This window comes from Rathayibacter tritici (assembly GCF_001641005.1).
GTDB classification, from domain to species: Bacteria; Actinomycetota; Actinomycetes; order Actinomycetales; family Microbacteriaceae; genus Rathayibacter; species Rathayibacter tritici.
Genome location: NZ_CP015515.1, coordinates 2,058,404 through 2,077,354, shown reverse-complemented (window position 1 = coordinate 2,077,354; position 18,951 = coordinate 2,058,404). Strand labels below are relative to the sequence as shown.

Here is an 18,951-nt window from a genome sequence, read left to right as displayed (position 1 = left end):
GAGTCCACGAAGGGTGGGCGGTCGCGGGAGCTACTAAACATCGCACGGAAGGTTCGACGATCCCGGATGGCGGCGTTGAACGCCTATCACCAGTATCGGACCACTGAGCGTGGGTCCGTTTTCGCGGCATGGGATGGGGTAGTCGAGGCGCTGCAGGATCTCGGGGACGATCTCGCGCGATCCGAGGCGGATGAGCTTCGTCGGGAGAGGAGTGCTCTGCGAGATGTCCTGCGGCTTGACTGCGTGCAGTTGCACGTGTCTTTGACATCTCCCGACCTGTATGACGGCATTTCCCGTCTTCTCGAGGAGGACCCGAGAGCCGGTTGCGCCGTGATCCCCAAGGATGAACGGCATTTCCTTGATCTCGCGTATCGAGCCATGTACCGAACCAGCCCGCTGGGGCGACTGACGGCTGTCACCATCGGTCTGGCTTCTGAGCGCGGTCTGGCCGCTGAGGACGGCCCGGTCGGATCGCTTTGTAGTCCCTCGTCTTTGATCACGTCCACTCCGTTGGTGGTGAGCGCACGCGTCTATGCCGATCTGTCCGCTCGATCCATCGACGCGTCATCGGGTGGTGACGTATCTAGCGCGCTGACTCTGAACCCGTCTCTGCGGCTGGCCGCGGAGAGAGTCGTCTTCGTGCGGAGCGTCGCCGGGGCGGCGGAGCGGGTGCCAGTCCGGGTCACACCCCTGCTGGACCACGTCGTCCAGCTCGTCCAGAATGTGAGCCTGACCCGCACCGAGCTGGCCGACGAACTCGCTGCGAGGTTCTACGACGGAAATTCGGAGGCATCCACGGCCTTTGTCGAATCAATGATCCGAGAGCGTCTTCTGGTCACGTCGCTTCCCGGACCGACGATCTTCGGAGAGAACCGTCTCGACACCTTTCCGGTGTCGGCGCTCGACACGTCTATCGAGGACCTCGCGACATCGGAGCCTCACAGACGACGTGTGCGCGTCGAGGGCATCAAGTCCGACCTGCGTCGTCGGCTCGCTCGCGAGGGGGTGGTCACCGAGCCGGTGCTCTACGAGGACCTCGGCGGCGTCGCTGCATTCGGGTCGGTAGAGCCTCTTCGGCGGGCGATCGCGCCGGGTCTCCGGCTGCTTGCTGCATTCGACACCAACCTCGACCTCGCGCTCATCTCGACGGACGTGTTCCACCGGCGCTTCGGGAACTCGACGCAGAATCTCATCGATTGCGGGGTGGCGCTCAACAGGGAGACGCGCGCCTCGTATGAGCATTTCCTCCAGCGACCGTCGCTCGATGTCGCGGAGCAGTTGGGCCTGCGTCGATTCGCACAGCTCGTTCGGGCGCGAGCTGAGGTGACGCACGCAGTCGACGCCATGTGGGAGAACAAGACGCTGGACTTCGACATCCGTTCGGATCAGCTGGCAGCGTTGAACGACTCTCTGATCGAGAGCGGCACGTCGAGATCGCCTCGTGCCTACTCCGTCTTCGCGCAGGGCCAAGGCGGTGACTGGGTCGTCAATGACGCGCTCGGGGGAGGGGGTGCCCTTTGGGCCCGGTACTTGCCGAGCCCGGACGCCGGTAGCTCGGGGTCGGACCTCTGGGACTATCTCCGCAAAGAAGCCACGTCGCGTGAGATGGAATCGGTGCAGGACACCTCGTTGCACGGGGTCTCGATCTCGAATTCCCCGCTGATCTCTCCCCGATCGGCGCGATGGGAGGACTGGCGGGGCATCAGCGTGCACTTGGATCCCGGGTCGGGGGGGCTCCTGCGATTCAACAGCGCCTTCTCGGACAGGGATGTTCCCGACTACCTCGGCGCTGGAGCGCCATGGCTCTTGGGGCCCTTCACGGGCCTCCTTCACTGGCACCGTGCTGGCGGTCGGCTGGGCGCTTCGCGGTTGCTGCTGGATGCTTATGGGGAAAGCGCACCAGGATGCGGCAGGTTGCGGATGAACGGCATCATCTTCCACCGTCGAAGCTGGAGCGTCCCCGAACTGAGCGTCAAACTCGGCAACGCGATGACCCGCTCTTTTGTGGAGATGTTCGATTTCTGGGTCGATGAAGGGCTCCCCTTTCAGGGGTTCTTCAAGCATCGGAACGGCGGCCGGGGAGCGAAGCGCGCCAAGCCGGTGTACTTCGACGCGAGCAGTGTCGCCTCGATGGTGACGCTCGGGCGTCGCCTGGGTGAACTCGAACGATACGGACTCCTTCAGGAGGCGTTTCCGGTTCCGGTCGACGGCGAGCGCGCGATGGAAATCATGTTGAATGCGAAGGTGTAGGAGCAATCGTGGAGTATGTGATGCGGCCGGGTGCGACGATGGCTTTTCTACCGGAGAAGGGGGTCTATTTCGGTTCCTCTGAGAAGGCGGTGGTCATTCCGGGTGGAAGGCCGCTCTTCGAGTACTTGTCTGATCGTGAGGAGGAGCTGCGCGAGGGCCTTCCCGTCAGCGAGCTGGCCAGTCGTTTCCCCCAGATATCCGCAGGGGCCTTATCTGGTCTGATGGACCGGCTCCTCGCTGCAGGTCTCGTCCGTCAGCGAACCTTCCCGGACCGTGACCTTCGAGAAGGGCTCTCCGAGCTCATCCGCTCTGTGCCCGGGCTGATGGCTGAAATCGAAGATCTCGTCGACCGTCCTGAGTACCTGTTGTCCCGATTCGTGTCCGATGAGAGACCAGTGATCTCGGGTTCCAGGGATCTGGTTGAGGCGGTCGAGAGCGAATTCGTGCGCATGCGAGTCCGTGCCTCGCGTGACGATCATGTCACCCGGATTCGCGAGGCGGTCGATTCGTCGGGCGGACTGGGGCACGCGCTCTGCCTCGTCCTTCGTTCCACGCGCATCGTCTCGTACGTCGTGTCCGGTGCGACCGGCGCGTTCTTGTTCAGTACGGATCGAAGCTCATCGACTGTCGGCGAGTTGGCGGTACTCAGAGCGTTATTCATAAGGTCTGATTCGGGCGTGTCGTTCCGAGGCATCGGCTTCCCATTCGGGAGAATAGAAGTTCCAAAGCTCGCTATTTTCGGAACGGGAAGCCGATGCGGTACGACTCTACTACAGGCCTGGATGCGGAGCAATTGACGGAGCTGATCTGTCGGATATGGCAGATTGTCACGGGGAGGGGTGAGGTTTCGGGACGCCCGGTGCTGCTGAACATTCGCGAGCAGGTCGTTATGACCCTGATCTTATTGCGGCAGAACGTGAACCAAGCGACTATCGCGGATATGTTCGGTGTGTCGCAGCCCACGATTTCTCGCGCATATCGGCGGATCGTCCCGCTGATCGAGCAGGCCTGCTGTTTGTCGGGGGTGTGTTTAAAGACGGCTATCCAGGGCCGAGTGGTCCTGGTCGACGGCACCGATGTTCCCACCGGGAACCGCGCCGTGACGGGGAGAGCGAACTACTCCGGGAAGCGACACCGTCAAGGGCTGAACGTGCAAGTTGCCTCGGACGTGAACGGTAACTTGCTTTGCGTGTCCGATCCGACCCCCGGCGCTCGGCACGACCGAGCGACCATCAGCCTGTGTGGATGGGAACCGATTCTCGATAATGCCGAGTGGATAGCGGACCCAGCGTACGTCGGAACCACCGCAGTCACTCCCCGGAAAAAATTTCACCACGGACAACATGATGACAACACACGTACAGCCAACCGATACATCTCCTCCATCCGTTCGGCGGTCGAAAGATGCATCGCGCACTGGAAGAACTGGAAAATCCTCAAGACCGGCTATCGCGGACGTCTTACAGAACTTCCCAACCTCATTCGCACCGTCACCCGCCTCGAACTTTACCGACTCGGCTGGTAAATGCTTATGAATAACGCTCTCAGTCGATGTGTGGGTGAACCTGTAGAGGGTGGGCCGGAGGCGCATCTTTATGAACTACCGCTACGCAGAAGCTTACCGGGCATGACCGTGTCGAGTCACGTTCGTCAGTCGGTGCTCGACGCGGGTTTCGAGATATTCGAGTTGCGGTTCGAACCTCCTTTTCTTCGGCGTCGTGATGGGCGTCAGGAGATCGCCCGCACGGGCAAGCCGGAGGGCACGTCCTCGGAATCCGAGGAGTCTCGCCTTTCGCGGGAATGGCTGAAGCCGTTCACCAGCGTCGGAATGACGATCATGCTGGTCGACCTCGACGAGGTTGACCAGCTGCCCACGTACTTCCAGGCCGCAGAGACCCGGTCGACCGCGCGGAGTCGTATTCTCGCCTGGAGCCCCAAGAGCCTAACGGATGCCTCCAAGTGCGCAGTTCTTGCCGCGTGCCGCGACTACGCGAGTTCTGTGGGCTCTCGTGGTTCGGGTCGGGGCGTCGGCGTGGCAGGAACGTCGGTCGACAGACGTTTCGTCGATGCCGCTCTGCGGCTGTCCGCGGTGGAGGAGCATTCCCTTGTGGCGTTGAGCGAGAGCGAATTGGACTTCTCTCCCGTGTCCGCCACGCTGGTGCGTGAGTTGGAGCAGTTTCTCGAGTTCTCCGTGCATCTCGGGAAGGTGTCGGGTACAGCTGTACACGTTGCCTGTGTTCTGACGGGTGGACGTACTTTCACCACGTACGAGGCGGATCCACAACTGGCCATCGTCCACTCCCTGGTGCGGCTCAAGGCGGTGACTCAGCTGAACAGAGGTGGCGACGTCTACCGGGTCGAGGAGATCGATACGTCCTTCCTCGAGCGTCTGGATAATCGCGACCTCGGCGAACTCGTCGCGGGTCTCAGCCGGAAACCTCTTGTCTGTGATGTGGTGGAGGTGTCGAATCGGTTCGTCGATGCGGGGCAGTGCGTCATGGGGGTCTCGTACAGGGTCGGTGCGCGTTGAGCGCGGAGACGGCAGTGGCGATCGTCGAGGGGGTGTCTTACCGCGATCTGCATCAGAGGGCATCACTCGCTGCTCTCCGAGCGCCAGCCGTGGTTCCCATCTACACGCGCGGTGGCGATGTCCTCGTCGGACCGGTTTACGTAGCGGGGGCGTCCGACATGCCCTGTCTGGGCTGCCTCGAGTACCAGCTCACGAACTTCGACTCGCATGCGGGCCTTGCCGTCTCTCGCGCCGCTGCGGGCGCTCGCATCGGAGCATCGCACGGTCTCGACATCCGTGAGGCGCGCGACCTTCTCGTCGACGTGGTCTTCCGGTCTGGCGGGGACCGATCCGGTGGTCGGGCTGTCGTCGGGACACTGTCGGGCGAGTGCGTGGGCGTGGGGAATCTGACGATCTCTCCGCTCTGTCGCCTGGGCGGCCACGTCGCTACTTGTGTGGGCGTCGAAGGGCCACGAGCGGCCGGAGGCGATGCGGATCTGCTGGTGCCCGGATTGCGCGGAGGGCGCTTCGCGTCGGCGCAGAGCAGACGAGACATGATCGCCATGTCCTGCGATTCTCTTTTCGGGCCGGTCGTCGGACCACGGAGATTTGAATCGATCTCGCCAGGAGTGTTGTCGGGTTCCGTTGTTCCTCCGGTGAAGAACGCGGGCTGGGGCCGCAAGAGGACGTCGCTGGATGCGGATTTCGTGGGGGTCCTGGAGGCTCTGGAGAGAATGTCGAGCCTCCCTTACCATGACGACGCGGTGGTGCGTCAGATCGACGGTGACGAGCGGTGCCTCGGTCCTGCTGATCTCGGGGGCTATCACGAGGACCAGTACACGCATTCGTCGAGTCGGATCAGTGCGGATGCGCCCGAGGAGTGGGTAGCGGGATGGGGGATGGACGGCGCTCGTGTCTGGGTCCCGGCGGAAATAGGCTTCTACAGCTACTTCCCTGAGTACGGTATCGCCGACATGGCTTCTGTGTTCGATGCGGAGCGCACTCCTCTTCGACGTTACGAGGAGTCGTCGAGTGGGAGTGCGACGGGTGCGACATACGGCGAGGCCTGTACGCACGCATTGCTGGAGGTGGTGGAACGGCATGCGTTCATGAGCTTCTGGTACTCCAGCGTCCTGTTGCCCCGTATTCCGAGTGAGGTCCTGTCGGGGTTCGCTCGCGAGGTGGAGCAGTGGATCTCGAACCGCGGGCACGAGGTGTCTCTCCTCTTGTTGTCGAGCCCGTATCCGATCATCTCGGTGGCCTGCGTTTCGTTCAACGCTCGTGGTGAGTATCCTGCGGTGATTCTGAGCGCAGCGAGCGGTCTGGGCTTCGACGCGGTGTGCGAGACAGCCCTCTGGGAAATGACGAACATGGTCGGCGGAGAACGCACTCTCTCGGAGAGCGAGGCGCGCGCCAGATTGATCTCCAAGTGGGATGTTATGGAGGCGGAGGACCACATCGCTTTCTGGGCTCTGCCGGAGCGAGCTCCCTTCATCCGCGCGAAGTGCCGTGGCAGTCTTCTGTCCGAGGGCGAGGTCGAGAAGCTTCGTGGTCGTCGTGGGGCGGGGAGCCGTCTGGATGCGTTGTCGGCGCTCAGCTACCTAATATCGGAGTTCCCCTCCCATGATCTGGGCGCGCCGGTCTTCGTCGATCAGACCAACGTGACGATCGGCGCCCTGGGAGTCAGCTGCGTGAAGTGCATCGTCCCGGGCGCGCTCGGCGTGTCCTTCGGCTTCGCTCACCAGCGCGTGGCGGAACTGCGTGTCCTCGAACGGTTGGGTAGAAGCGACCTGTTGGCTTCCACAGACGACCTCCTGCCCCATCCTTTTCCGTAGAACCCGACTTCGAAGTGGATTCGCAGTGATGACTGAGGCATTCGACTATTTTACGTTATGGCAAGTCGGTCCGGGCAAGCGGCTGAGGGCGGACTACCGCGGGAACGATCTCGATGACGAGTCGGGTCGCGCGAGCGGGGCGATCGTTCGTCGTGCTGACGTCGCTTCCGCGTACGTGTTGTTCGATCAAGTATCGGTGCAAACGGATTCAGTGACGGAGGGGCCTCCGAATGTGGGGATCGCCGATCTGCTGGCGTGCGCCCTCGCCGTCATCAGAATCGAGCCGTCCAGCACCTACGCACTGCATCCGCCTTATCCCTCGGTTCGGGCGAAGATCCCGGTACGTCTGGTCGACGTGCAAGAGCGCACGTCCTTCGATCCATGGCGTTGGGTCTGGCGCAGTTGGACCGAGGCTCCGGCGGAGATCGGGCCGGTAGACCGGTCGATGTTCCGGCTCGAGATCATCCCCGAGTATCTGCCCACGTTCTACGGCGAGCTGCGCCCGATCATCTGCTGGACCGAAATCGGGCTCGTCCTGCGGGTGATGACCATCATTGCGAACAGCCTGGGATACCGCCTCACCGTGGAGTATGTGGCGTCAGAGGGAGTGCATTTTTCGGTCATGCGCGAGCATTCGGCGTATGAGAGTCCGCGAGCATCCAGCAGCGCAGACACCTCCCTCGGCATGCTCTTCCGCGAACGGCAGTCCGGGCGATTGGGCGGGGGGCTGTTCGGCACATATCTGCGGAACCCTGTGGGTTTCGACGCGGACCCGTTCCTGTCGTGCTTCGACGCGAAGCAGGGTCTTCCGTTCGACGGCAAAGCTCATCTTGACGTGCGCACTCTGTATCTGACGCGAAGCGGGCGCTGGAAGTCGGGTGATGTTGAGATCGCTGGCGTCGACAAGGTGCTGAAGCCGCTGTCGGGTACGACGAGCCTGCGCGGAGGAAATCGACGCGCACGCGCCGAGATGCTGTTCTTCGTTACTGCCGACCTCTCGGCGGTGGTCAGCGAGGAGGGCGAGGTCGGGGTCGTCAAGAGTTTCATCGGCGCCGGCTGGCACGGCTACGAGCAGTGCGCGAGCGCCACGTTGGCAGGTCGTGTCCTGCGGCCCGTCCGGGAGTTCGATGACTTCGAGGTGGCCGAGCTGCTGGATCTGCCGCGCGCGACGCATGTCCTGCTCGCGGGATTCGGCGGCCTCGCTCGTGAGTTCGGAGCGGTTCACAACCTTGTCTGACGGGATCACCCGGGCGGTGATCGCATGCGGATGCGATTGCAGCCCTCGTCATCCGGCAGCCGGAGGTTCGCCCGCGAGAAATCCGCCTCCCGCAGGATCCGGAAATCATGCTTCAGTGCGCTCGACGTCGCCTCGTAGCCGGTCATCGAGCCTGTCAAGTTGTGTGTAAGCGCGTGGTCGTCGGGGGTTCAGAGGCAGTGGTGGATTCGTTCGGGGAATGCGATGGAGAGTTGCTCTACGGCCTTTCTCTAGTTCGTGAAAACTTGTCCTTCGACGAGGCATCCCTCGGCTCCATGTTCCGCGGCGGGGCGTCCTCGGTCGCGGGTTCGTTTGTCTTCGATGTCGCGGATCGCGAGCCAGAGGAGCTTGATCACGGCGTCGTCGTTGGGGAAGTTTCCGCGGTTATTCGTGACTTCGCGGAGCTGAAGGTTCAGCGACTCGATCGCGTTGGTCGTGCAGATCACTCGGTGGGCGTCGGGCAGCAACGCGAGGAAATGGTGTGGGCCGCTCCCAGGCGCTCTCGGACGCCGCTGCCGCGTTGCGGGTTCTCGCGCCCCGACTCCGACGCCGTGAACGCCTCAAGCGCCGTCCTGGCTGCGTCCGTGGTCGGTGCTTACTAGACCGGCTTCAGCGCGGCGGAGACGGCCTTGTGCTCCACGCGGTTCAGCGAGCCGGGAGTGGTCGTGCGAGCAGGAGTGGCGGGGCGCCGACGACGCCGACGGAACGGCCCAGCCGGGGACCTGATGAAGCTGTGGGCGTCCGTCACGATCGGCGACCCAAGCGAGTCCGGGGAACGAGCGTGTTGGCGTCCCTGGGAGCGGGACAGAGTGGATGAGAGACTCATTGCACGGAGCAAACGGTGCCGCTGATCCTCATCACTCGTCGCCTCGACATCACGCGCTTCGACCACGGCGACCTGGATGACCGTCTCGCGTACCAGTCGCGTGAGGACGTCGCCCGCTACCTACCTCTACCGCGAGCCGCTGAGCCGGGAGGCCTGCGCGGCGGGCATCGAGCGGGCCATCGCGACGGCGGCGCTGGAGGCCGACGGCGACACTCTGGTATTCGCGGTCCGGGTGCACGGGGAGCGGCGCGTCATCGGGGAGGTCGTCCTCACCCTGTCGGATCGTCGGGCCTCGCAGCTCGAGATCGGCTGGGTCTTCAATCCCGAGGACGCTGGCAGGGGATATGCCACCGAGGCTGCGCGGGCGATCGCCGAACTCGCGTTCTCGGAGTATGGCGCGCATCGGCTGTTCGCCCGGCTCGATACCGAGAACGAGCGTTCGGTGCTCCTGTGTCGACGGCTGGGCTTCCGACCTGAGGCGCACCTCATCGAGAACGATCGACGCCCGTCGGGGACGTGGGGGAGCGAGTTCGTCTATGCGGCGCTCAAAGGGGATCTCTTCCGTGACGACACACCGCGGCGATAGTTGCGCGGCCTCAGCCACTGATGTCGCCCGAGTACGGCTGACGCCCGCGCCGATCGGGGACGCCGTCCTCGGCCGGAGGGCGTTGGGTGCGACCAGGTGTTGTGTCACGCGGGCGAGGCACCTCTGTGTCGGCCGCGAAAGCGGAGCGGATCGATGAGCGTCGCTGCGAGCGCCTCCTCGTGCGGTCAGGACCGGCCGACCGGTACCGTGAGGCGCGGCGGGACGGCCATAAGCGGACAGCACGGGGAACAGGATGAGCAGTATCGACAGCGTGGACTTCACGAATTGGGATTGGCTTCCCCGTGCGGCGGAGGAGGTGGAGGGCTATGTGCAGCGGTTGCTCGCCGAGTCGAGCATTCAGCCGCATGCCGTGTCGGCGCGAGCGAAATCGATAGCGTCTTTTCAGCGGAAGCAGCGGGCGAAGAAGTACGCGGATCCGATGGGAGAGATTACCGACATCGTCGCGATCCGCATCATCACCTACTCGAATACGGATCGGGACCGGGTCGGCGAGCTGATCCGCTCCCGATTCGCGGTGCTGCCCGGGGAGGACCGGAACCCTGGAGAGGAGAAGCCGAAGCGCCTGCGCGGATACGACTGTCTGCACATCGTCGTGTCGGGAGAAGTCCACGGCCATGATTCAGACTGGGTCGTCTCCGGCGGAGAACTCGAGCGCTATTTCACGACGTTCGGAGGGCTGGAGATCCAGATCCGCACAGTGGCCGGACACGCGTGGGCCGAATTCGAGCATGCACGACGATACAAAGGCGCGCAGTACGAGGCGGTCGGCGAGCAGGACAGAGTAACGATTGACCAGCTCTTCGGAGCGGCGTCCGACGCTCGTCGTGCGCTCGATGAGACGTTTGTGGCGATCGACCGGATTCTCGCGCGGCCGTCGTTCGACGAGGAAAGCCGGCGCGACCAGGTCCGTGTCGAGCGGGAGACCGGTCCGGGGGACGCCACCGCGTCGACTCCTCTGGACGTCCGGGCGCTCTGCGAGTTCCTGGAGTCGAGGTTCCCCGACGACACGGACGGCAGTGAGAAGGGGATCGAATTCGGAATCGAGCTTGCACGATGCTGCGGGATCGACACGGTCGACCAGCTGGAATCGGCATTGGAGGACGTCGACAGCGAGCAGGTGCGGGCGCTGATGGAATCGGGTGGTCCGGTCACTCGGGTCCGGCGTCTCGACGACGAGCTGCTCGCGCGCTTCGGGCAGGACTACATCGAGAAAACCACGAACACGGGGACCGCTCGCCATCGCGGCCGGCAGCTCGAATGGCGTTACGACCGGTTGCGAGGAAAAACACGGTATCGGAGCTATCTCCTGCTGAGCCGTTCAGCTCGGACGGAGTTCGACGCCGGGCCGTACACGGCAATCGGTGCTCTGCGGGAAGTCGCGCGAATCATCGCGAGCAAATGCGGGAGGGAGGCCGTCGCTCTTCCGGGAGTCGTCTCCTTAGAACCCGATCTGCCCCCGAGGACGAGGGCCAAGAGGGTCTCGGTCGACGACGACTCGGACGTCTGGGTGATCTCGAATCTCGGTCGCGAGGCGGTGGAGGGCGTCATGGCGGACCTGCTCTCCCGGGTCTGCCCCTTCGACCTCCGGGTTGTGCGCGGCGATGTCGTGGTCGCCGACGGCCGGAGCGATCGCCCCGAGCGCGCGGCGGACGACACCGAGCGCGATCTGCGCCGGTGATGCGATCCGATCGACGGTGCTCTTGGTCGTGCCGATCCGCGCCTACGCACCCGTCTAGGCTCGCCACATGACTCGTCTCGACGGTGCCGTCGTCCTCGTTCTCGGAGCCTCGGGCGGCCTCGGCCGCCTCCTGGCGGATGCGCTGGACGCGCGCGGAGCCGTCGCAGTGCGCTCGGGGCGCACCCGGGCCGCCCTCGGCGACGCTCCGCTCGTCGCCGACCTGCGCGGGGAGGACGAGCCGCGCCGTCTGATCGCTGAGGTGCTGAAGCGGCACGGGCGCCTGGACGGCGTGGTCGTGGCGGCGGGCGTGGTGGCGTTCGGTCCGTCCGCCGAACTCGATCCGGCCGTGCTGGAGGAGCTGGTCGAGGTGAACGCGCTCGCGCCGATCCGCGTTCTGACCGCGGCCCTGCCGTCGCTCGTCACCTCGGCGGGCAAGGGGGGCGAGCCGTTCGCGCTGACCATCAGCGGAGTGGTGGCGGAGGCGCCGACCGCCGGTCTCGCGGCGTACTCCGCCTCGAAGGCAGCACTGCACGCCTTCGTGAAGGCCTCGGCGCGTGAGTACAAGCGGGCCGGCGTGCTGCTGCTTGACGCGCGGCCCGGGCACACCGAGACGGAGCTGTCCCGGCATCCGCTCGCGGGCGACGCTCCGCGCTTCGGTGCGGGGCTTGCTCCGCAGGCCGTCGTCGACCGTCTCGTCGCCGGCCTGGAGAGCGGTGAGGCCGACCTGCCTCCGGCCGTCTTCAGGGGCTGAGCACGTTCGCCCTCGAGGTCGAGAGCGCCGAGCTGGTGGCGACGGCCCCGCTCGGCGGGTCGATCGCAGCGCTGGTTCGCTGCCTTCAAGGGATGACGTCTGCACAACGAAGGTTGGGGCGCTCGAACGGGCGCCAGAGGGCCGCTGGTTGGCTTCCAGCCTTCGTTGTGCAGGCGCGGGCCCGCCGCCCGTCACCGCGCGTTCACCGGCGCGTCGCCCGGGCGCACTACGGTCCCTTCGTGCCCGACGACGCCCCCGAGACTGCCCACGACGCCCTCCGTCCCACTGCCGAGCTGCTCCGCTCGCTCGCACCCGACGACGCGCGGGACCTCGTCGTGCTCGACGAGGACGACGACGACCCGGTGCTGCTGCGCCGGGACGGCACGCAGATCGACACCTGGCGCGAGGGCTACCCGTACGACGAGCGGATGCCGCGCGAGGAGTACGAGGCGGGCAAGCGGCTCCTCCAGATCGAGCTGCTGAAGCTGCAGAACTGGATCAAGAAGCACGGTCGGCGGCTCGTGGTCGTGTTCGAGGGGCGCGACGCGGCGGGCAAGGGCGGCACGATCAAGCGCTTCACCGAGCACCTCAACCCGCGCGGAGCCCGCGTCGTCGCGCTCGAGAAGCCGACCGAGCGCGAAGCCGGACAGTGGTACTTCCAGCGCTACGTCTCGCACCTGCCGGCCGCCGGTGAGATCGTCCTGTTCGACCGCTCCTGGTACAACCGGGCCGGCGTGGAGCGGGTGATGGGCTTCTGCACGCCCGCGCAGTACGACGAGTTCATCCGTCAGACGCCGCTGTTCGAGCGGATGCTGGTGGGCGAGGGCATCGATCTGGTGAAGCTGTGGTTCTCGGTGTCGGCGGAGGAGCAGCGCACGCGGTTCACGATGCGGATGATCGACCCCGTGCGGCAGTGGAAGCTCTCGCCGATGGATTTCGCCTCGCTCGACAAGTGGGGCGACTACACGGCGGCGAAGGAGGCGATGATGGCGGCGACCGACACCGACGATGCTCCGTGGACCATCGTGAAGAGCAACGACAAGAAGCGCGCGCGGCTCGAGGCCATGCGCTACGTGCTGAGCCTCTACGACTATGACGGACGGGACGAGGAGGTCGTCGGGCCGCGGGGTCCGGACCCCCTGATCGTCGGGTCGGCCGCCGACGTCTACGAGCGCGGCGAGCAGGCCGCGACGAGCTGATCGGGGGACGGGAGATGAGGGAGTCGGGGATCGGCGCGGAGCTGCCGGGGGTGCATCTGCGCTGGCTGGCGCTGGACGAGCAAACCCTGGATGCGCGACGGCTGCTGCCGCTGCTGAGCGCGCCGGAGCGGGAGCGCTACGTCGGTACGGTCGCCGCAACGACGGCGGAGCGGTTCGTCTTCGGCCGAGTGCTGCTGCGGATGCTCGCCGCCGAACTCACGGGCACGCGCGCATCGGAGGTCCGGGTCGTCGCCCGCTGCGCGCGCTGCGGAGGAGCGCACGGCCGGCCTCGCCTGGAGGGGCGGGAGGGCGCGCTGGAGCCGCTCTCGGTGAGCATCGCGCACTGCGCGGGAGCGGTGGTCGTCGCGGCGAGCAGCGCCGGAGTGGTCGGTATCGACGTCGAGCCGTCCCTTGGGACACCGGAGCGCGATGAACGGATCACGCGGATTGCGGGGGCGCCGTTCGCAACGGGCGGCACGCGCCCCGCAGACCCCGTCCTGCACTGGACCCGGATCGAGGCCGCGCTGAAGGCGGACGGCCGCGGGCTCGAGCTTGACCCGCGCCGCGTGCACGTGCACGAGTCGCGGCACGCGGCGGAGGCGCGGATCGACAAGGTCCGTTTCCGGCTGGCCGAGCCGCGGCTCGATCCGACGCTGCGGGTCAGCGTCGCTCTGGGGCCGATGGGGGACTCGGGTGCCGGGCCGATCATCGGCTGGCGGCGCGAGCACGGCGACGCGCTCGCGGACTCGTTGGTCTCAGCGGGCGGGCGGTAGCGGCGGCAGCTCCTCGTCGAGGAGCCAGGCGTCGAGCAGGTCGTCCACGCCGTCGCCGAGCAGCTCGGTGCAGAGGTCGCGGAACTCCTCGTCGGTGACGGCGGCGAAGGCGTAGCGGGAGGTCCAGGCGTGCAGAAGCCCGAGGAAGGGCTCGTCGCCGACGATGAGCCGGAGCGCGTGCAGGGTGAGCGCGCCGCGTTTGTAGACGCGGTCATCGAACAGCGCGACCGGGCCGGGGTCGGCGAGCACCAGATCCTGCGCCGCAGCCCGGAGCACTGCATGGTGGCGGCGGGCGCAGGCGTCGGTGGAGGCGTGGCCCGACTCCTCGGACCACAACCACTCCGCGTAGCAGGCGAAGCCCTCGTTGAGCCAGATGTGCCGCCAGCGGGCGATACCGACGCTGTTGCCGAACCACTGGTGCGCGAGTTCGTGCGCGATCAGGCGCTCCGACCCGCCGCGGCCGTCGACGTGGTTCGCTCCGAAAATGGCCATCGCCTGCGCTTCAAGCGGGATCTCGAGCTTGTCCGCGGTGACGACCACGCAGTAGCGGGCGAAGGGATACGGCCCGAAGAGCCGCGTGAACAGGGCGAGCATGCGCTCGAGCGAAGCGAAGTCACGGGCAACCCGCGCGGCCAGGGCGGCGGGGCGGGCGAGGGTCACCGTGACTCCGGCGAGCACACGCTCCTCGAGCACGTACCGGCCGATCTGCACCGAGGCGAGATACGCGGCAGTGGGCTCGCGCTGCTCGTAGAGCCAGGTGCGGCGGCCCGAGCGGGCGCTCGAGTCGAGGAGTATCCCGTTCGCGAGCACGGCGTAGCCCTCCTCGGCCGTGATGCGGAAGCGGTAGGGCGCCTTGTCGGCGACGTCGTCGTTGCAGGGGAACCAGGTGGAGGAGCCGGAGGGCTGCGAGGCGACGAGCACGCCATCCTCCAACTCCTCCCAGCCCAACTCGCCCCAGTGGCTCGCGCGCGGGGCGGGGTAGCCGCTGTACTCGATCTCGACGACGATGCGCTCGCCGGTGACCAGGGGTTCGGCCGGGGTGACCCGCAGCTTGTGCGGTGCCTGCTCGTGGCGGGCGCGGCGCCCGTCGATGCGCACCCGGGCGACGCGGAGTCGGGAGAGGTCGAGGGAGAAGCGCCGCAGCGGCTGGAGGGCGATGATGCGCAGCACCGCCCGGCCGGTCAGCCGGTTCGAGGCGACGCGGTAGTCGAGGTCGAGGTCGTACGACTCGACGCGGTAGCCGGTATTCCCGATGCCGGGGACATCGGGGTCGCCGGCCGTCTCGAGTCCGGTCCGGGTCGGGCTCACGCGACGGGCGTGTGGTAGTCGGCGACGCGCACCTCGCGCCACGGGCCGATCGGGTTCCCGCTCCACCGGCTGCCCGCAGGCACCAGCTCGCCGCGCATGACGAGGGAGGCGGGGCCGACTGTGCCGTGCTCGGCGATTCGCGCGGCGGGAAGGATCACGCTGTGCGGGCCGAGGGTGGCGCCGGAATCCAGGCTCACGACATCCATGCTCATGATTCGATCATGGAACAGGTGAGTCTGCACGACGCAGCCCCGATTCACGGTCGCGCCGTCGCCGAGGGAGATCAGATCCGCCTCGGGGAGCCAGTAGCTCTCGCACCAGACGCCGCGGCCGATCCGGGCGCCGAGGCTCCGCAGCCACCAGATCAGAGCGGGGGTCCCTGTGGCCGCGTGGGCGAACCAGAAAGCGGCAACCATTTCGGTGAAGGTGTCGGCCAGTTCGCTCCGCCAGACGAAGGAGGACCACAGCGGCTGCTCGCTCGGCTCGACCCGCTGGATCAGGAGCCACTTCGCGGCGGTGGAGACGGTGGCGGCGACCGCCCCGGCCGCCAGCAGCACCACGCCTCCGATGAGCGCGGCGAGCACGGCGCCGAGCGCCAGGATCAGCGCCAGCAGGCCCACGACGACCCCGAGGCCGATCGCGACCGAGACGACCACCGGGACGAAGCGGCTGAGCTCCCAGGCGATGCGGGCCGCGCGGAGCCGTCGCGCCGGGCGGAAGGTGCGCGCCGACTCCGCCTCCACGACCGTGCGCCGCAGCCGAACCGGTGGCGACCCCAGCCAGGACGAGCCCGGTTTCGACGTCCGTGGCGCGGAGGAGAGCACGGCCACCAGTCCGCCGGCGGGCACCGTGTGGCCGGGAGCCGCCATGCCGGAGTTGCCGAGGAACGCGCGCTCGCCGATCTCGGCGCGGGCGAGCCGCATCCACCCGCCGCCGAGGGCGTAGGAGGCGACGAGTGTGTCGTCGGCGAGGAATGCGCCGTCGCGGATGGTCGTCATCGCGGGCAGGAGCAGCACGGTCGAGGCTTCGACGTCGCGACCGACCCTCGCGCCGAGCAGCCGCAGCCAGACCGGAGTGAACAGGCCGGAGTACAGCGGAAAGAGGAGGACCCGCGCGGAGTCCAGCAGCCGCTCCGTCGACCACACCTGCCAGCCGATCCGACCGTGCACCGGATGCGTGCCCGGCTCGACTCCCCGGCCGAGCAGGCGCACGAGGACGACCACCAGGGCGGCGAGGACGACTCCGGAGACGACGACGGCGGGCACGAGTGCCGCGAGAGCCGGCCCGAGTGCGGCGCCGAGGTCGGCCGAGCCCTGTGCAGCCGCGGCGACGACGGCGAGCCCGGCCGCGAGGGCGAGCACCGGGATCGCCGCGAGGCCGACCGCCGACACGGCGTAGGCCCAGACCCACCCCGGACTGCGTGCCGGACGCTCCGCAGGGAACCCGGTGTTCGCCCGGCCGAGCCGCTGGGCGGGGGAGCCGCCCCAGCGCTGCCCGGCCGGCACCCGCCCGAAGACGGCCGAACCGGGCTCGATCTGCGCATGCTTGCCGATCCGAGCGCCGGGGAGCAGTGTGCTGCGTGCTCCGACCGTGCTGCCGGCCCCGACCCGGACCGCGCCGACGCGCAGGACGTCGCCGTCGATCCAATACCCGGAGAGGTCGACCTCGGGCTCGATCGCGGCGCCGCGGCCGAGCGTGAGCATGCCGGTCAGCGGCGGGAGCGAGTGCAGGTCGACGTCGTCGGCGATGCGGGCGCCGAGCGCGCGGGCGTAGTAGGCGACCCAGGGCGCTCCGGCGAGGCTCACGGCCTTCAGCTGAAACGCGATCTGCTCGGCCAGCCACAGCCGCAGGTGCACGCTGCCGCCGCGCGGATGATCGCCCGCGCGGATCCCGCGCAGCAGCGTGCGCGCGGCGAGGACGGTGAGCCCCATCCGCCCGAAGGGCGTGAGGAAGAGCGCGAACGCGGGGATCAGGGCGGCGAGCGGAGCGGTGGGCAGCCAGCTGAAGCCGGGCACCAGGTCGAGCACGGCGGTGGCGGTGAGGATCGCCGTGACCCAGCGGGCGCTACCGAGCACGAGCAGCGGTGCGCCGAGGAGGGTCTGTAACACGCGCATCCGGAGGGGGACCGGGGCGATCCGGTGTGCGGAGACCGCCTGGGTGCCGGGTGCGCGGTTCTGGATCTCGGCGGACATCGCGGCCAGGCGCGGGTGGGCGTAGACGTCGGCCACCGTGAACTCGGGGTCGCGCTCGCGGATCCGCGCGACGAGCTGAGCGGCGGCGAGGGAGCCGCCGCCGAGGTCGAAGAAGTTCGCGCGCTCATCGACCGGCACGCCGAGCACGTCGCGCCAGAGACCGGCGAGCCAGGCCTCCTCGGGGTTCAGGGACGCGTCCTCGGTGACGCTGTCGGCGAGCGGCCAGGGGAGCGCGGCGCGGTCGACCTTGCCGGAGACGCGCGTCGGGAGTTCGTCGACGACGGCCAGCAGCGGCACCAGGGAGGCGGGCAGTTCCTCGCGCAGGCGCGTCAGCGCGACGTCGCGGTCGAGCGCGCGCCCGTCGGCCAGGGCGAGGTAGCCGACGAGGACCTGATGCCCCGCCGCGGTGGTGCGGACTGCGGCGGCCGCCCCCGAGACTCCGGGGAGCGCCTGGAGCGCTGCCTCGACCTCGCCGAGCTCGATCCTGCGTCCGCCGAGCTTCACCTGGTCGTCGGCGCGTCCCTGGAAAACGAGGCCGGCGCTCTCGAAGCGCACGAGGTCGCCGGAGCGGTAGGCGCGATCCCAGCCCAGGAGCGGCGCGGGCGCATACTTCTCGGCGTCCTTCACCGGGTCGAGGTAGCGTGCGAGCCCGACCCCGCCGATGACCAGCTCCCCGACCTCGCCGTCTCGGACGCGCCGTCCGTCCGCGTCGACGACGGCGAGTCGCCAGCCGTCCAGCGGCAGACCGATGCGCACCGGAGCGGGCCCGCCGAGCGGGGCGGCGCAGGCGACGACGGTGGCCTCGGTCGGGCCGTAGGTGTTCCACACCTCGCGGCCCTGGACAGCGAGGCGTTCGCCGAGTTCGGGCGGGCAGGCCTCGCCGCCGAAGATCAGCAGGCGGACGTTCTCGAGCGACTCCGCAGGCCAGAGCGCGGCGAGCGTCGGCACCGTCGAGACCACGGTGATGCCGTGCGTGGTCAGCCACGGGCCCAGGTCCATGCCGCTGCGCACGAGCGAGCGCGGCGCAGGGACGAGACAGGCGCCGTGCCGCCAGGCGAGCCACATCTCCTCGCAGGAAGCATCGAAGGCGACGGACAGACCGGCGAGTACCCGGTCGCCGGGGCCGAGCGGCTCCTCCTGGAGGAACAGGCGGGCTTCGGCGTCGACGAAGGCGGCGGCGGAGCGGTGGCTGACCGCCACGCCCTTCGGGGTGCCGGTGGAGCCGGACGTGAAGATGATCCAGGCGTCGTCCTCGAGCGAGGGCGGCTGCAGCAGCGGGATCGACGCGGTGCTCGGGTGCGGCGCGCTCGCGGTGAACAGGCGCGCGGCCGGCTCCTCGGCGCCGCTGCGCTCGAAGCGTCCGGGGCCGGTGATCACGCCGCGGACGGCGGCCTCGCCGAAGACGAGGCGGGCGCGCTCCTCGGGGTCGTCGGCGTCGACCGGGACGTAGGCGCCTCCCGCGGCGAGGACGGCCAGGATCGCGAGATACAGCTCCCGCGAGCCGCTGGGCATGCGGACCCCGACACGGTCGCCCCGACGGACGCCGGCGGCGGTGAGTTCCCCGGCGAGCTGCACCGTGCGGGCCAGCAGCTCTCGGTAGCTCAGCGCGCCGGCCGGGTCCTCGAGAGCGGAGGCGTCGGGGTGGCGCTCGGCGGTGTCGCGGAGGACGTCGACCAGCGTGCGCGCTGGAGTCGTCGCGGCTCCGGCGTCGAGCACGTCCTGCGCGCCGTCCGTCTCAGTCACGTCTCGTCTCCGTCCCGGCCGCGCG

Annotated in this window: 14 protein-coding genes and 1 pseudogene; 11 read left to right on the top strand and 4 right to left on the bottom strand. The window is 67.8% G+C overall.

What is annotated here, in order from left to right; genetic code table 11:
• Nucleotides 1-66: 66 nt before the first annotated feature.
• The 6 genes from A6122_RS09440 (at nt 67) to A6122_RS09420 (ending at nt 7,831) form a co-directional block, all read left to right on the top strand.
• On the top strand, nt 67-2,250 hold the full coding sequence (locus A6122_RS09440) for a lantibiotic dehydratase (protein WP_068254211.1): 2,184 nt from the start codon (nt 67-69) through the stop codon (nt 2,248-2,250).
• 8 nt (nt 2,251-2,258) lie between these two features.
• Nucleotides 2,259-3,047 carry a helix-turn-helix domain-containing protein gene (locus A6122_RS16530; protein ID WP_068254208.1) on the top strand — a complete coding sequence of 263 codons (789 nt, stop codon included), beginning with the start codon at nt 2,259-2,261 and terminating at the stop codon, nt 3,045-3,047.
• Entirely contained in the window at nt 3,005-3,775 is a 771-nt protein-coding gene (locus A6122_RS15790; RefSeq protein WP_084415932.1) for a transposase family protein, read from the top strand. The genes A6122_RS16530 and A6122_RS15790 overlap by 43 nt, the downstream gene beginning before the upstream one ends.
• A gap of 102 nt (nt 3,776-3,877) precedes the next feature.
• On the top strand, nt 3,878-4,780 hold the full coding sequence (locus tag A6122_RS09430) for a hypothetical protein (protein ID WP_104261888.1): 903 nt from the start codon (nt 3,878-3,880) through the stop codon (nt 4,778-4,780).
• A 14-nt stretch (nt 4,781-4,794) separates the two neighbouring features.
• Nucleotides 4,795-6,594: a YcaO-like family protein gene (locus A6122_RS09425; RefSeq protein WP_084415931.1), complete on the top strand. Its 1,800-nt coding sequence runs from the start codon at nt 4,795-4,797 to the stop codon at nt 6,592-6,594.
• A 28-nt stretch (nt 6,595-6,622) separates the two neighbouring features.
• Nucleotides 6,623-7,831: a hypothetical protein gene (locus A6122_RS09420; protein ID WP_146077227.1), complete on the top strand. Its 1,209-nt coding sequence runs from the start codon at nt 6,623-6,625 to the stop codon at nt 7,829-7,831.
• A 5-nt stretch (nt 7,832-7,836) separates the two neighbouring features.
• Here the strand turns inward: A6122_RS09420 and A6122_RS16525 are convergent, their stop codons facing one another.
• Nucleotides 7,837-7,977 (bottom strand): hypothetical protein, encoded by a 141-nt coding sequence (locus A6122_RS16525; protein ID WP_157593795.1) that lies wholly within the window; start codon nt 7,975-7,977, stop codon nt 7,837-7,839.
• A gap of 102 nt (nt 7,978-8,079) precedes the next feature.
• Nucleotides 8,080-8,444, bottom strand: a pseudogene (locus tag A6122_RS09415) (transposase); the annotation flags it as partial.
• A gap of 307 nt (nt 8,445-8,751) precedes the next feature.
• Here A6122_RS09415 and A6122_RS09410 point away from each other — a divergent pair.
• The 5 genes from A6122_RS09410 (at nt 8,752) to A6122_RS09390 (ending at nt 13,683) form a co-directional block, all read left to right on the top strand.
• A complete protein-coding gene (locus tag A6122_RS09410) occupies nt 8,752-9,261 on the top strand; it encodes a GNAT family N-acetyltransferase (protein WP_208855017.1) in 510 nt (169 codons plus the stop codon).
• A 253-nt stretch (nt 9,262-9,514) separates the two neighbouring features.
• Nucleotides 9,515-10,960: a GTP pyrophosphokinase gene (locus A6122_RS09405; RefSeq protein ID WP_068254192.1), complete on the top strand. Its 1,446-nt coding sequence runs from the start codon at nt 9,515-9,517 to the stop codon at nt 10,958-10,960.
• 67 nt (nt 10,961-11,027) lie between these two features.
• Nucleotides 11,028-11,711 carry an SDR family NAD(P)-dependent oxidoreductase gene (locus A6122_RS09400; RefSeq protein ID WP_068254190.1) on the top strand — a complete coding sequence of 228 codons (684 nt, stop codon included), beginning with the start codon at nt 11,028-11,030 and terminating at the stop codon, nt 11,709-11,711.
• A gap of 239 nt (nt 11,712-11,950) precedes the next feature.
• Nucleotides 11,951-12,910 (top strand): polyphosphate kinase 2, encoded by a 960-nt coding sequence (gene ppk2, locus A6122_RS09395; protein WP_373408570.1) that lies wholly within the window; start codon nt 11,951-11,953, stop codon nt 12,908-12,910.
• A gap of 14 nt (nt 12,911-12,924) precedes the next feature.
• Complete coding sequence (locus A6122_RS09390) at nt 12,925-13,683, top strand: 4'-phosphopantetheinyl transferase family protein (protein WP_068254188.1); 759 nt, start codon at nt 12,925-12,927, stop codon at nt 13,681-13,683.
• Here the strand turns inward: A6122_RS09390 and A6122_RS09385 are convergent.
• Together A6122_RS09385 and A6122_RS09380 are read right to left on the bottom strand one after the other, a co-directional pair.
• On the bottom strand, nt 13,666-14,991 hold the full coding sequence (locus A6122_RS09385; protein WP_068254186.1) for a M1 family metallopeptidase: 1,326 nt from the start codon (nt 14,989-14,991) through the stop codon (nt 13,666-13,668). The two genes, A6122_RS09390 and A6122_RS09385, sit on opposite strands and share 18 nt — an antisense overlap.
• On the bottom strand, nt 14,988-18,926 hold the full coding sequence (locus tag A6122_RS09380) for a Pls/PosA family non-ribosomal peptide synthetase (RefSeq protein ID WP_068254183.1): 3,939 nt from the start codon (nt 18,924-18,926) through the stop codon (nt 14,988-14,990). Before A6122_RS09380 ends, A6122_RS09385 begins: the two co-directional genes overlap by 4 nt.
• Between the last annotated feature and the right edge of the window lie 25 nt (nt 18,927-18,951).

What these genes read in the sequence shown, in the direction of transcription:
- A6122_RS09440 (WP_068254211.1), top strand. Translation starts at nt 67, where the DNA reads ATGGCGGCGTTGAACGCCTATCACCAGTATCGGACCACTGAGCGTGGG.
- A6122_RS15790 (WP_084415932.1), top strand. Translation starts at nt 3,005, where the DNA reads ATGCGGTACGACTCTACTACAGGCCTGGATGCGGAGCAATTGACGGAG.
- A6122_RS09430 (WP_104261888.1), top strand. Translation starts at nt 3,878, where the DNA reads ATGACCGTGTCGAGTCACGTTCGTCAGTCGGTGCTCGACGCGGGTTTC.
- A6122_RS09420 (WP_146077227.1), top strand. Translation starts at nt 6,623, where the DNA reads ATGACTGAGGCATTCGACTATTTTACGTTATGGCAAGTCGGTCCGGGC.
- A6122_RS16525 (WP_157593795.1), bottom strand. Translation starts at nt 7,977, where the DNA reads ATGACCGGCTACGAGGCGACGTCGAGCGCACTGAAGCATGATTTCCGG.
- A6122_RS09410 (WP_208855017.1), top strand. Translation starts at nt 8,752, where the DNA reads ATGACCGTCTCGCGTACCAGTCGCGTGAGGACGTCGCCCGCTACCTAC.
- A6122_RS09405 (WP_068254192.1), top strand. Translation starts at nt 9,515, where the DNA reads ATGAGCAGTATCGACAGCGTGGACTTCACGAATTGGGATTGGCTTCCC.
- A6122_RS09400 (WP_068254190.1), top strand. Translation starts at nt 11,028, where the DNA reads ATGACTCGTCTCGACGGTGCCGTCGTCCTCGTTCTCGGAGCCTCGGGC.
- A6122_RS09390 (WP_068254188.1), top strand. Translation starts at nt 12,925, where the DNA reads ATGAGGGAGTCGGGGATCGGCGCGGAGCTGCCGGGGGTGCATCTGCGC.